Origin of the sequence: Novosphingobium marinum (genome assembly GCF_013408095.1) — a bacterium.
GTDB classification, from domain to species: Bacteria; Pseudomonadota; Alphaproteobacteria; order Sphingomonadales; family Sphingomonadaceae; genus Novosphingobium; species Novosphingobium marinum.
Map to the genome: position 1 here is coordinate 1 of NZ_JACBZF010000008.1, position 13,953 is coordinate 13,953.

7 protein-coding genes are annotated in these 13,953 nt (G+C 58.5%); 4 read left to right on the forward strand and 3 right to left on the reverse strand.

The features are described from left to right. Positions 1 to 378 precede the first annotated feature (378 nt). Genes FHS75_RS15815 through FHS75_RS15825 form a run of 3 tightly spaced genes read right to left on the reverse strand, consistent with a single transcriptional unit; the run spans position 379 to position 5,342 of the window. Entirely contained in the window at positions 379 to 2,892 is a 2,514-nt protein-coding gene (locus tag FHS75_RS15815; protein ID WP_179408650.1) for an Hsp70 family protein, read from the reverse strand. Next, positions 2,876 to 3,256, reverse strand: coding sequence for a hypothetical protein (locus FHS75_RS15820; protein WP_179408651.1), 381 nt, complete (start codon positions 3,254 to 3,256; stop codon positions 2,876 to 2,878). The genes FHS75_RS15815 and FHS75_RS15820 overlap by 17 nt, the downstream gene beginning before the upstream one ends. Then, complete coding sequence (locus FHS75_RS15825; RefSeq protein WP_179408652.1) at positions 3,246 to 5,342, reverse strand: hypothetical protein; 2,097 nt, start codon at positions 5,340 to 5,342, stop codon at positions 3,246 to 3,248. The genes FHS75_RS15820 and FHS75_RS15825 overlap by 11 nt, the downstream gene beginning before the upstream one ends. A gap of 182 nt (positions 5,343 to 5,524) precedes the next feature. Between FHS75_RS15825 and FHS75_RS15830 the strand changes: the two genes are divergently transcribed. The 4 genes from FHS75_RS15830 to FHS75_RS15845 all read left to right on the forward strand — a co-directional run bounded on the left by FHS75_RS15830 (position 5,525) and on the right by FHS75_RS15845 (position 13,916). After that, the gene (locus FHS75_RS15830; RefSeq protein WP_179408653.1) at positions 5,525 to 6,169 is read left to right on the forward strand and encodes a hypothetical protein; all 645 of its coding nucleotides are present in this window, start codon (positions 5,525 to 5,527) and stop codon (positions 6,167 to 6,169) included. A gap of 307 nt (positions 6,170 to 6,476) precedes the next feature. Continuing rightward, a complete protein-coding gene (locus FHS75_RS15835) occupies positions 6,477 to 6,683 on the forward strand; it encodes a helix-turn-helix transcriptional regulator (RefSeq protein ID WP_067673162.1) in 207 nt (68 codons plus the stop codon). Next, positions 6,680 to 6,874 (forward strand): helix-turn-helix domain-containing protein, encoded by a 195-nt coding sequence (locus FHS75_RS15840; RefSeq protein WP_179408654.1) that lies wholly within the window; start codon positions 6,680 to 6,682, stop codon positions 6,872 to 6,874. Before FHS75_RS15835 ends, FHS75_RS15840 begins: the two co-directional genes overlap by 4 nt. A gap of 703 nt (positions 6,875 to 7,577) precedes the next feature. Beyond that, positions 7,578 to 13,916, forward strand: a complete 6,339-nt coding sequence (locus FHS75_RS15845; protein WP_179408655.1) for a tandem-95 repeat protein — start codon at positions 7,578 to 7,580, stop codon at positions 13,914 to 13,916. The last annotated feature ends 37 nt before the right edge of the window (positions 13,917 to 13,953 follow it).

Here is a 13,953-nt window from a genome sequence, read left to right on the forward strand (position 1 = left end):
GACTACTCGCTCCCTGCTCTTGCGTATCCTCAGCCATCACCACTCAGTGGCTGGCGCCGCCTACCTCGACAAGGCGGCCTGCACGCCACGGTTACATAGCATCTGCATTCCGACAGGCACATTGGTCATTGCGATGGCAACGACGAACATGCAGGCAAAGTAGAACAGGAAATACTTGATCGCCCAACGAACGAATCTCAAAGTCTGCACCCCTTTCGTACATAAGAATACGTCATTGTATTGAGCGAAAAAGGGAATATTCGTTGAGCTGGCTCTCGCATTGCTTGCGTAAGCTGAGGAGCGGCTCATTGCGGACGTTGAATATCGTTTCGTGCGTTCCGCTTGTTGAGGTGGTCCCTTGCTAGGTGCCGCACGACCTCATCTCATCAGGCTCGAAAGAATGGCAACGCCGCCGCTCTCGGATTCACTCGGCATCCGATTTCGCAAGATTGCGCCGACCACTTCCCGAACTCCCTCGATGTCCCCGCTTTCCAAACACTGGTCGCCTTCTTGAACGAGGCGGTCATGGAGATTTTTGTCCAGCGCCGAGTGCCGTTCTTCTGAAAGCGTTTCAAACATGTGCAAAATGAAGCCCGGTTGCTGCACCAAAGCGCGTTGGAAAATCGTTCTTGCTTGCTGCACCAACTGTCGCACTTCAGACCAATTTTTGTTGCTAATTTCCTCCCGCGCTGACCGCAGCAGGGTGTTCAACCGCTCGACCGTCTCGGGATCGAAACTGTCAACTAGGTCCGCAACGCCTTCTTCAATTTGCTCGATCTCTTGCAGCAACACAGCTCGGCGATGTTCCGGCGCCTCTTTGAGGCGAGCCAGTTCTTGCTGCACGTGAAGTGCCTCCTCAGTGACAGCACGTCGCGCTTCTGCATCGCTGGAATTGGACAGAAGTTCATGCTGTCGAGCCACCCTACGCTGCAAGCCATCTAGCTTGGAATCGTCCCCAATCGCGGAGCGCGCATCGTTGATGGCGGCTTGCGCTTGCACCAGCTTTGCTTCGGCTAACGACCCTCCTTCTTCACCATCAAAGCGGTCCTGACCGGCTTGCGGATTGTAGAAGTTTTTCCGTTCCGAATGCACCTGAATTGATGGAATAGAAATTTCACAACGGATGAGACCGTTGTCATCCATTTGCCAATGAATGTTCACCTCGGTGCCTGCCGCAAGGACTTGCCCCGGCTCCAAAATATCATCGGCGGGTATCGCGAATATGCCGATCGCCAAGTTCAGATCAGGGCTGTCAACGCCGTCAGCATGATCGTATAGTTCAACTTCAAATCGATCAGGAGTTCCGCCAACGAGCTTCTCCCGCAATTTGTACGATGTGACGCCCTCTACCGGAAGAGCGGTCCCCTTTTCGATAAGTGGGTGGAGTACATTTCGTCGTTCAGAAGCTGGGCCTTGAGCAACCTTCACCGAAACAGTTCGGGTAGCATGGATCGCCGCAGCTGTTGCCTCGGTACGGACAATTTCAACCAACTGGTCGTCGCATGCCTTTTTGCCGTCAGCTTGCTCGATCTGAACCTTGAAAACATGCTTGCCTGGCTTAGGAAGCGGAAGACTGATGGTCGCCTTTTGATCGAGGGATGCCCATCCGGTGTCGAACCCATTTGGACCGCTGACGTTGAAGCGATACTCCCCGCCGGAAGTATCTGCCTTAATTCGAAGACGTGCATTTTCGTCAGCGGAGCGAGCCGTAAAGTCGAGCTTGGCTGTTAGTTGTCCGCCAGTGGTTGATACAGAGCCACGAGCGGCCTTCCGCTGACCTTTCTCCACACTCCAATCCCGGCTCTCGCTAAAGATTGCTGCGCCTCTGGCCACGGCTGTCATCGGATCGGTCTTATGGTCTGCGGGAATGCCAAGCTCCCGGCTTACAAGATCACGGATCACGGGTGTCTTCGACGGTCCACCGATAAAAACAATGCGGTCAATGTCGTCATTCGAAAGTCCATTTTCCCGGAGCATTTTCCGAGAGATTTCGACCGTTTCGAGGATCCTGTCTTTGATCAACTCCTCGTATCGCAAGCGTGAAATCTCGACCTCGACATAGACGTCATTGCCCTCAAGGTCTTGAGCGCGCGCGTCATCTTCACTCAGGTAGATGACCGCTGTTTCTCGCGTGGAAAGTTCAATCTTTGCCACTTCCGCCTTCATTCTAACGACCGCAAAAAGGCGCTTGAACCGGCTGTCACGAGAAGGGTTCTCAGGCAGTTGGAAGTTCTCAGCGAGCCAAGGTCGGACAACACTATCGATAATTGTCCGGTCGAAATCCCGTCCGCCCAGCATCTTGATGCCTTCATGGGCGATGACGTTCACTGCGCCCCCGCTTGCCTCGACTAAGGCAAGGTCAAAAGTTCCCCCGCCAAGGTCGTATATGAGGAAGCGCCCGTCTCGGCGCGTAGCCCCTTCGAGGGCCGCCATCGCCGCCGCGACAGGCTCCTGCAACAATCCGACTTTTGATAAGCCCGCAGCATGTGCGGCACGAATGGTGGCCTCAGATTGCATCTGATCGAAAGCAGCCGGGATCGTAATGATAGCACCGGCAAATTCATTGCTCCCCGTTTCCGCTTCCACTTGGCGGAGGAGCTGCCGAATGATTTCGGAACTTGCTTCTTCAGGGGTGAGAGACTTGTTTGCACCTTCAAGTTCAATCGCGCTCGACGTGCCCATCAGGCGCTTGAAGCCTTGCGCCACATTGTCGGGTGACAACTCGGCTTGAGCCTGGGCCCGGGTGCCGATTGTCATATGTCCCCTGCGATCGAAGTAGATCGCGCTTGCAAGGACATCCTTGCCATCGTCGGTCTTGAAGAGTCGAAGCCCGCTATCATCGACGCCTACGACTGCCGAATTCGAGGTTCCCAGGTCAATTCCCAGATTCATTGACTTCACTCTCCTTCAACATGACCTGTGCATTTTGAACCACCTTGCCGTGCATGATAACGGCAGGTTCGATCGCCGATTCAACTTCCAATCTCTCTGCATTGCTGAAATCATCCGCGTTGACCGCAATCGCCGGCAATTCCGGTCCGAACTGTGCACCTTCAAATGTTAGAAGTTCGATCCCAAGCACGTCCAGATGGTTCTCTAGGCGGGTCGCTGAGAAGCGAACCTGTGCGCCAGCCCGCTTCCGCCGATCTTCGGGCAGCGATTTCATCATGCGTTCGCACACCTTCAGTAGCTTCCAATAATCTACAGCCAACTCGGCTGCTGTCGGGTTCTCGCCCTCGTTCAAGTCAGTACCCATCGGCCTCTCCATAGGGATTCAAAGGATCGGCCGAGTCATCAGACTCGCTGCTGTCGGTGCCGAAGTTATAGCCATTCGATGTGTCATCATTGTCGGTCCCAATGCCGGGGTAGGTCGGCTGGCGATAGCTCGGGGTTGCATCGCCAGGGCCCACAATTGCCGCTGCATCCGTGTTCAACTGATCTCGAACTTGGTCGATTTCCGACCGGACAGTCGCCATATCTCGATGGTCATATTGAAAACTGCCGCAGCGAGAATTGTAGTCTGTGATTGCCGCATTGAAATTTGACTGCTGCTGAAAACTATCAACCATCGAGCGCGCAGCATCCAATCGCTCGCCTTGCAGAATGCAGTATCGCAACTGAGGAAGGGATAACGTGCCACCGCCGAAGGATGGGGCGATTTCTTCCTGCTCATCCGCCGAGGTGTCGGTTGGAAACGACGGGGCCGCCACCCCGCTATCGGCAGGCATCTCGACAGAATCCGACATTGGTTCGTAACTGTAATCGGGATCGTAGCTTGAGGGCTTGTCATCGCTAAAAACGAGAAATCCAATCACTAAGGCAGCGATGCCGCCCCAGACAAATTGAGACGTCCTTCGCGAACGGATTTTCTCTTCAATAATCTGGTTGATATTTCGCAGATCGGCGACTTCAGACCCTGAAGCGAGCGTAAGCAATTCAGAGCAGATTTCCTTTGCCCTTTTCCATTCGCCGCCCTTCATCGCGCTTTGCAAATGCTGCATTCCAAGATTTTTCGCCAGTTCTCGGTCATCGTCTGCAATCTGCGCATTCACTTCTGGGGAGAACCAGCGGCCATCCGATGCCAGAAATGCGGTGAGCGACTTTGCGTTGAGAATGTCTTGACGCTCGTTGAAAAGCTCCACCGCCAATCCTCGCAGAATTCGGGCACCATCGTCCCGCAGTTCAATGGGAAGGTCAGGCGTCAGGAGGCCATCAAAGCTCTTGCGAATTCTTCCGATCGGGTCAGGGGCGCTAGTGACGAAACCATGTTTCGTTAAGTGCTTGCTCGTCCAATACAGGTCGTTTCGTGCTTCAGCCACCGCATCGACAAGTGGAGCTAGAACCTTGGCCTTGGCGCTATGCTCCAGAATTTCATCGAGCGTTTCGGAATCCTCGCGAAGCTGGGTCTGAGCGGAGGGTAGCTCCGCAAAAATGCTCTCCGCTAGGCGAGTAATGCGGGCTGCGTCAGCGTGACGGGCTTCTTCGTTTGCGAGAGCCAATGAATGTGATCGGACCTTTTCGTAAAGCTCCTGAGAATGCAGTTCGTCAGCACCTTTGGTTTGGCTGGCTAATTGCAGCGGCTGCGCCAGCCTATCCCAGCTTGAAAGCTCGTTCTCAAAGTCACTGAAAGCTTTCTCGGAACCAGAACGAACGAAATCTTGGAGACTCTCCAAACTGCGATCTGCGGCATTCGCAAGAGCGCCACTCGTATGCTGCGTGTAAGACGCCACCAGAGCGGTTGCAAATTTCTCTCCTACCCGATCAGTTGGAATGATTTCGGCTTCGAGGAGATCAGTGAATACAGCGGGGAGGTCTGAATTGCCGTCGAGAAGTCCGATCGTTTTCTCCGCGTGGGCGTGGCGGAGCCGATCGAGGCCTCGCCCAACGTCGGTTTCCGATACGCTGCCGAAGTCGGATATTGAACGAGCCTCGTTAATCTGGAGCCAGATGTCATGGGGAGTTATTCCACTCCAGCAGTCCAGCAAGTTCATTGTGAGTGACCGACACGCAGCAGTGTCCTTGCAGCGACCCATCGCTTCTATGAGCGAGTTTGCTTTCGCAACACCTTGCGTTGATTCCGCAACCTCGAACCATTGCTCGAACGCCTTCGATGTCAGAGCCTTACGCGCTTCTGCCGGACGCAGTTCAAGGAGATAGCCTAATTCAGCGGTCACCCTCTCGTTAGGAGTGAAGAGTGCCTGCCTGGCGAGATTCAGGCGGCGCTCTTCGTTGACGTCATGAGCATCGAGCAAGGCGTCTTCGAACGCTTCATTGACATCTGCCTTCGTTGACCTGGGTGTGACACCAAGGACAACGAACGGATTTTCTCGCAAATCAAACACAAAGAACGTTCCCCCTCAAGGTCGCTCGGGGCCGAACAATGGGAGACCCATTTTCAGTTGTAAAGGCGCGAAAATTTCGTTTGCAGATATGCACATCCATCGACAAAGTCACGACGCTCCCCATTCAATGCGTCTCCGCGCGACTGTGTTACATCGACTGTCTTACTTAATGAGGTTAAGAAATGGGTTGGCTTAGCAAATTATTTGGTCAGTCTGAAAAGTCACCTCCCAGAGAGATTCAGCAAGTCTTCGAGAAGATGCGAAGATTATTGGACGACGATGCGGCCCAAATCGCCATGATTGGCGAGCCTATCGCCTCAATGATCAATAGAGGGCTCGACTGCGACCAGTTGCCCGATAGCAAAGGCCGTTTCGGCTTGGAGGTCACTAACCCGATTCCGGTAAACGGGCCGATCGGAGAATTGGCATATCTCTCGAAGTTGAGAACTTCGAGTGGTGAGCGACTGCTGTTCCATCGCATCGGTTCGCAGGGCACCGTCGATATTTTTGAGGCGGTCGATTTTCGCGGTAGAGAATGGTTCGTCCTGTACCTTGACATGTACCATCCCCGGAAGTCGCGTCTTGCACCTACTGGCCTCTCGCTCAGCGATGAAACAAGCCAATTCACCGGCTTCACCAGCAACTGTCCGGATTTTCCGCGCGGATTTCCTGCTGAGAAGGCCAAGAACTCAGAGAGCGGTCTGAACATGCTCTATGCTCCGCTCCGAACAATCGAGGAGGCCTTGTATCGCTCGAACTTTGATCGGCCCGGTGCCCACATTGAGGAATTACGTAAGAGCAATGCAAAACTGTCATTCAAGCTCTGATCTGGCGGAAACCCAATCACTCAACGATGAGGTGCGCCAAATTCGGTACTGCTGGCGCGGAAAACCGTTGTTGCAATTGCAACTCTCAGCGTTTCGGGCGCACAATCGAGCCGGACGAAAATATTTCTGTACCGAATGCGGCTGAGCAATTTGTCCGCCAAAGTCTCTAACCGTCCATAGACGCTTCAATTCCGGCAAATCGTTGAAGATTTGCCGGATTTGCAACTCGGATTGACCCTTGTGTTGCGTTAGAAAGTTCTCATTATGTTCCATTGAGGGGCTGCCAATGTCAAAGTGAGAACGCCCAATGTCCAACACAGAACGCATCATCCGCTTGAAAACCGTGCTCGACCGCACCGGCCTTTCCCGCTCCACCATCTATCGCAAGATCGCCGAGGGGACTTTCCCGTCACAGGTGAAGATAAGCGTCCACGGCGCAGGCTGGCATGAGTCCGCAATCAATCGCTGGATCGCCGATCCCGCTCACTATCGTGAAGAGGAACCGGCGGAGTGAGCGGCCAACAATCTGTCGAGCCGATCTGCGTCCGGGTGAATGACGCTGCCCGCATGATTGGTGTCGGACGCACAAAGCTCTACGAGCTGATCTCAAATGGCGAACTCGAAACCGTCAAGATCGGCAAGGCAACGCGCATTACGACAGCCAGTTTGCACAGGTTGGTGGAGCGGCATCGGGCATTGAACTGACCAAGCCGCCTATTCCCAATTGGACAGTGTCGGCACGTGCCATTATGTTGCGATCAGGCGCTCTGCGAACCGCCGATTTATTCAGCTTTTCAGTCAGAACGCTGAACCGAACCGCCGTTAAATGAACGAAAATGTGGGGGAGAGTGTGGGGGAAGGTGTGCGTTTGTTCCAAGAACAAGATTGATATCAAAGGGTTATTTTTCCTGTTCGATTCAAGCCCTGCCACCACCGATCCCCTTTCAACAAGGCAAACGCATCTTCGGCTGCCTCTGCGGCATGTTATTGTGGCGAAGTCTAGTTGTTTGAGGTTGCAATAATCTTGTCTTGATCGTCTCGGCTATTCGAGAAGGTCCAGAATCAATTTGCAGCTGGCGGCAAAGTTCGGTCGCTCGGATTGGTTCGAGGACCGTGGCGGACAAAGGTGATGCAACATCTCGCAACAGTGTGAAAGTGCACGTATTGAAGCGGCGGTAACAGTCGATCTTTCGCAAAAATACGTAGTTCAATCAAAACAGATTGTTATTTCGTTGGGCAGGTGCAAATGTGTCGCGCAATCATCTGCAGGCACATGACGTCATCACTCACATGATGTTTCGCCGTCGGCCGATGGGGCGGTGCGGATATGGGCATCCGTGCGCGGTCGGGAGAGGACGGCGTGCTGCGCCTCCTTCCCTGGCGAAAGTCAAACAGGGGAGTTCGAGCCATGCCGCCGAGTGTAACAGTCAACAATGGTCTCACCGTGGCCGCAGGCGGTACCGCGACCATCGGGTCCGGAAACCTTTCCTTTTCGGGCACGCAGTTCGTCACGGTGACCAGCGGGGTGAGCAGCGGTGTCCTGTTTCTCGATGCCAACACGAACGGCGCTCGCGACGGGGGCGAGTCGCTCATCACGACCAATACTCAATTCGACCAGTTCTTCTGGTCGAGCGGGATGGTCGCATACGAGCACAACGGCAACTCTGCGACGTCGGACAGCTTCACGTTTTCGCTTCTGAGCAACGTCCCGTCGGAGACCGTCTCGGGACAGGTGTTCAACATCACCATCGTGCAGTCCAACGCCGCTCCGGTCGTGACCGCGAGCGGCGGAACGACCGCTTTCGTCGAGGGGGCGAACGTCACTTCCACCCCGGTCGTGGTCGACAGCGGCGTCACGGTGACCGACAGCGACGACGCCTCGCTGGCATCGGCGAGCGTCGCGATCACCGGCGGGTTCGTTTCGGGGCAGGATTTCCTTGCCTTTTCGAACACTAGTGCCGCGACATTCGGCAACATCTCGGCGGGCTTCAACATCACCACGGGGGTCCTGACACTCACGTCCGCAGGCGCGACCGCTACCGTCGCCCAGTTCGAGGCGGCGCTGCGTGCGGTGACCTATACCAACAATTCCGACACGCCGAACGAGACGACGCGCACGATCTCGTTCTCGGCGAACGACGGCAGCGATGGCAGCAACGTCTCGACCCAGTCGGTTTCGGTGCAGGCGGTGAACGACGCGCCTACGACGGGCGCACAAGGCCCGTACACGACAGCGGAAGATACGCCGTTCTCGATCACCCTCGCGCAATTGCACGCCAACGATTTCGATCCGGAGGGAGCCCTTAATGGTTTCTATTACGGTGGTCTTTCGAATTTTACTTTGACCCAGGTCGGCAATACAATCACTCTCACGCCGGCACCGAATTTCAACGGAACAACCACATTCGACTATTACGCGCGAGACAGCATCGGAGCGAGCGGCAGCAGAGTTACCGTCCAGATCAACGTCACCCCGGTGCAGGACCCGCCGACCGCGGTCTCTGCGGTCGTGTTCACCACGTCCGAGGATACGGGTACCACGATCGGACTCGGCGCGAGCGATCCGGACGGCGACACGCTGACCTTTTCGCTCAAGACCGGCGCGACACCGACCAAGGGTGTGGTCGTGTTCAACCAGTCTGCCGGAACCTTCGTCTACACCCCGAACCTCAATGCCAACGGAAGCGACAGCTTCACCGTCGAGATCGACGACGGCAACGGCAACGTCATTGAAGTGCCGGTTTCGGCCACCATCGGCGCGGTCAACGACGCGCCGGTCGTCACCGTTCCCGCGACGGCGAGCACGAACGAGGATACCCCGGTCACGATCACCGGTATTTCCTTCTCCGATGTCGACGCGGGCGCCGACACCGTGTTCACGCGGGTCTCCGCCTCGAACGGTGTGCTCTCGCTGGCCCAGACCACGGGGCTGTCGTTTTCGCTTGGCGACGGCACCGACGACGGCGTCATGTACATTCAGGGGACGATCACCGACATAAACGCGGCATTCAGCGGGCTGACCTTCAAGCCCGACGCCGATTTCAACGGGACCTCCCAGATCATCGTTTACATGAGCGACTACGGATCGACCGGATCGGGCGGAACTCAGTTCGACGAGGAAACGATCACTGTCACCGTCAATCCGGTGAACGATCCGCCCATGGCTCTTGCCGCTGCCTACGTGCCACCTGTGAACGAGAACACCGTCTACGGGCCGACCGCGACGTTCAACGGCGTGTCCGATGTCGATGGAGACCCGATTACGATCGTCACGGTGATCGACGAGAACAACGTGTCGTACGCGGTAAGTTCGGGATCGACGGTCACCCTGCCGAGCGGGGCGATCCTGAAGATCATCGATGCGGGCTTTCCCAACAGCTTCACTTACGATGCGTCCGGCCAGCCGGGCGTTGCCGATGCATTCGACGCGCTGACGGCCGGCCAGACGGACACGGACAACTGGAAGTTCGTCTATTCGGACGGGACCGCGACCGTGACGATCCCGGTCATCGCAACCATCACCGGCCAGAACGACGCGCCGATCCTGGGCGACCTCGACGCCGACAGCGTCACCTTCACCGAGGGGGCGTTGCCCGTTTTGCTCGACGCTGGCTCGAACGGCACGGTGGCGGATTTCGACAGCACGAACTTCGACGGTGGAACGCTCACGGTTTCGGTAACTTCGGGCGGTGTCGCATCGGAGGATGGTCTTTCCCTTGTGAACGGGGGAGGGGTGGTCGTCCAGTCCGCCGGGAACGTCTCGGTCAATGGCACGCTGATCGCGACCATCACCGGCGGAACGGGCGGAACCGATCTCGTCATTGCATTCAACGACCAGGCGACCCCGGCCGGCGTACAGGAAGTCGTGCGGGTTCTGGGCTATGCGAACAGTGCAGGCAACGACCCGACCGGCGGCGACCGCACCATCGGGATCGAACTAACCGATGGCGACGGCGGCACGGCAACGGCCTCGACAACGGTTTCCGTCGTCCCTGTGAACGATGCGCCGGAGGTCGATCTCAACGGAGGTGCTGCCGGGACAGGCACTACCGCTGCCTACATCGAGAACGACGTGCCGACCACGATCGCGCCCGACGTGGAGGTGGGCGACGACGACGATACCGGGCTGGTATCGGCGACCGTTTCGATAACCTCGGGCTTCATCGGACAGGATGCGCTGACCATCGGCGGCGCGCAGTCGGGTGCCTCGAACGGCATCGCCTTCAGCTACAACAGCGCCACGGGCGTGCTCAGTCTGACGGGGAGCGCGAGCCTGGCGGACTATCAGGCGGTGCTGGCGTCGGTCGAATTCTCGTCCACGTCCGATGCTCCGGGGACCAGCCGCACCGTGTCGTTCATCGTGAACGATGGCACGGACGACAGCGCGGTCGCCAATGCGACGGTGGCGATCACCGAAATCAACGATGCGCCGCAGGGACAGGATGCCCTGGCGGCCTTCTTCGAGGATGCACGGTTTGCATTTACGGAAGCAGCTTTCGGCTTCACCGATGTTCCGGAACTGGACGCTTTCTCGGGCGTGGTGATCTCGACGCTGCCGACCAGCGGGACGCTGTACATCGATACCGACGGTCTGGGTGGTTCGCCCGGCACGCCGGTAGCCGCGTCGCAGTTCGTCTCCAAGGCCGACATCGATGCGGGATATCTCGTCTACGTTCCGGTCGAGAACGCCAATGGTTCGCAAGGCAACTTCACCTTCCAGGTCGTCGACGACGGCGGTACCCTGAACGGGGGCGTCAACACCGATCCGACGCCGAACACCTTCGACCTGGAAATCGCGGCGCTCAACGATGCTCCCGAAGGCGGCGACAATGAAGTATCGCTGGAGGAGGACGGCCGCTATGCCTTCGCGCAGGCCGACTTCAACTTCTCCGACCCGGTCGAGGGCAATGCCTTCAACAGCGTGATCGTCACCACGCTGGCGACCGACGGCACGCTCTACATCGATAACGACGGCGCAGGCGGTTCGCTGGGAACCGCGGTCACGGCGGGCCAGGAAGTAACCGCAGCACAGCTTGCCGCAGGCGAACTGGTCTTCGTACCCGACGCCGACGAAAACGGCGACGACTACGCGACCTTCACCTTCCAGGTCGTCGACGATGGCGGTGATGACGGCGGTTTCGGAGAAGATACCGACCAGTCGCCGAACACCATTACCATCGACGTCGACGCGGTGAACGATGCACCGGCAATCGGCATCTCGCCCGGCGTGCTGATCACGCAACCCTCCAACGATTTGTCGGACGCTCTGAACATCACGTCGGTCGTCATAGCGACGAATTTCACTGTCCCGTTCGGTCAGTCGCTGGAGAGTTTCACGGTCTACATCGAGGACGCCATACCAAACGATAACGGCGTAATCGATTCGTTCTCGGGCACGCTTTCCTGGGGCATATTCGCCGATGCGGGCGGCACGCCGGGAACGCTTCTTTCATTCGGAACCGATGCGACCCCGGATGTGTCGGACACCGGCGTCCAGAGCACCGCAGGCCCGTACGATCAGAACGTGGCGGTGATCGACCTCGGAAATGTATTCCTGCCGGCCGGGTCCTACTGGATCGCGCTGCACGAAGGTACCTGGGACGACGGTGGCGATGTTTCGGTCGTATTCTGGTCGCTTTCGACACCGGGATCGGGCGCGCCTGTCTTTGCCGATTTCGGCACCTCGCCATATGACTGGCTGGCGCAGCCGTTTGCAGGCGTCGCCTACGAGTTGCGCAGCGCGCAACTCGAAGCGACCGAGCAGGTGGCCAAGGATCTCAAGGGCCTGATCGGCGTTGCCGACGTCGACGCGGGCGGCTCCGACCTCACCGTGACGCTCGAAGTCGACTATGGCATCCTGACCGTCGAGGCGGGCGGCAGCGGCGCGACGGTCGTTTCGGGCTCGGGCACGTCGCAGGTCATCGTGACCGGCACGCTCGCCGAGCTGGAGGCGTTGTTCGCGTCCGACGGGACCAGCGTTGTCTCCTACACCGCCGATACCGATGCGCCGCCCGCGACGGCGACGCTCTCGCTGACCGTCGACGACGGCGGGGCGACCGGGTCCGGCGGCGCGCTGCAGGGCACGGCCAGTGCGCAGATCGCGATCACTGCGGTCAACGACGATCCGACCGCACCGGCGACCAACTCGGTCCTGACCGACGAGGACGCGCCATCCGCCGCGGTGGACATCGGCGCGGACGATCCCGACGGCGACACGCTGACCTATTCGCTTCTCGGCGGGTCGGAGCCGGCGAACGGTACCGTCACGTTCAACCAGGCCGCGGGCACTTTCGTCTACACGCCCGATGGCGACTACAACGGCGCCGACGCGTTCACGATCGTCATCGACGACGGCAACGGCGGCGTTATCGAACAGGACGTCACAGTCGCGGTCACGCCGGTCAACGATGCACCGGTCGTGCCACTGCCGCGCACCTACACGATCGAGGAGGATTCCTCGCTCGGTCCGATCCTTTACAATGCCTACGATCCGGACGGAAACATCCTGGTCTTCAGCATCACGGACGGGCCGTCGCGCGGCACGGTCACGATGGGCGCGTCCTCTTTCGTCTACACGCCGTTCGCCGACGTGAACGGCATCGATTCCTTCGACATCACCGTTTCGGACGGGCAGGGCGGCAGCGCGACGATGGAGATCACCGTCCAGATCGTGCCCGACAACGACGGGCCGACGGTGATACCGGGCGTGCAGACGCTTGTGACGCTGCCCGACACCGCGATCGCCTTCACCGTGGTGGCCGAGGACGTCGACAGCGAAACGCTGACCATCGATCCGGGCGAACCGGAGAACGGGACGATCACCGGCAGCGCCGGCTCCTACGTCTACACGCCCGACGACGGCTTCGTGGGTACCGACCAGATCGACGTCGACGTCTACGACGGCGAAGCGGCGGGCGACACGCAGACGGTCAACTTCATCGTCGTCGATCCGGGCGCTGCCGACCAGTGGCGTCTCTACACGCGCGACGGCTGGCAGGGCGAGGTCGGCGGCAACGGCCGCGTGGTCGGCACCAACGGGTTCCAGGATATCGCGGTGTCGGACGATCCGGGCAACGTCATCTTCGGCGTCTCGTTCAACGGCGGCGGCGACATCATCCGGCTGGAAGGTCCGGCAAGCGACTGGCTGGTCGGGCGATCCGGATCCTCTGCGGTGTTCTTCGACGGCGACACCCGCGTCGAGATACCGGCAGGCCCCACCGGCACGACTATCATGTTCGGTGACGGGATGCGCACGCTCACCGCCAATGCGACGCAGGTGAAGCTGGGCGAGCAGGTGCTGCCGGTCGACACGCTCACCGACATAACCGCGCCGCCTGTTTTCACCGCGCTTCCCGCGGGCGAGATCGATCCCGACGCGGTCGCCGCACTCTACGTCGCGTCGGGCGGAGCGGCGATCATCTCGGGCGATGTCGACATCAACGGTACCAACGACGCCGAAATGGTCACGATCGGATACGGCGAGGCGGAGTTCGACGTGTCGTACAACCGGGGCAACGACTTCATCGTCCTCGACAACCCGGCGCAGCTTCAGGCTTCGCTCAGCGGGTCGCAGGTCGAGATCGAGGGCGGCGGGCTAGACGTGCTGATCCCGTTCGGCCCGGGCGGTACCACGATCGTCCTGTCCGATGGCGTCGAACGGACCCTCGAGGTGGTAGACATGCTCGAGGTCCGGCTTGGCGAGCAGCTGATCACCGACATTCCGGCCAACATCGTCATGTTCGGCTGACGAACGGGCCCGAGCATCGAGCGACGAAGGGGTGACG

Bases quoted from the DNA above. Each gene is read 5' to 3' on its own strand.
- FHS75_RS15815 (WP_179408650.1), bottom strand. From the start codon at position 2,892: ATGAATCTGGGAATTGACCTGGGAACCTCGAATTCGGCAGTCGTAGGC.
- FHS75_RS15820 (WP_179408651.1), bottom strand. From the start codon at position 3,256: ATGGGTACTGACTTGAACGAGGGCGAGAACCCGACAGCAGCCGAGTTG.
- FHS75_RS15830 (WP_179408653.1), top strand. From the start codon at position 5,525: ATGGGTTGGCTTAGCAAATTATTTGGTCAGTCTGAAAAGTCACCTCCC.
- FHS75_RS15835 (WP_067673162.1), top strand. From the start codon at position 6,477: ATGTCCAACACAGAACGCATCATCCGCTTGAAAACCGTGCTCGACCGC.
- FHS75_RS15845 (WP_179408655.1), top strand. From the start codon at position 7,578: ATGCCGCCGAGTGTAACAGTCAACAATGGTCTCACCGTGGCCGCAGGC.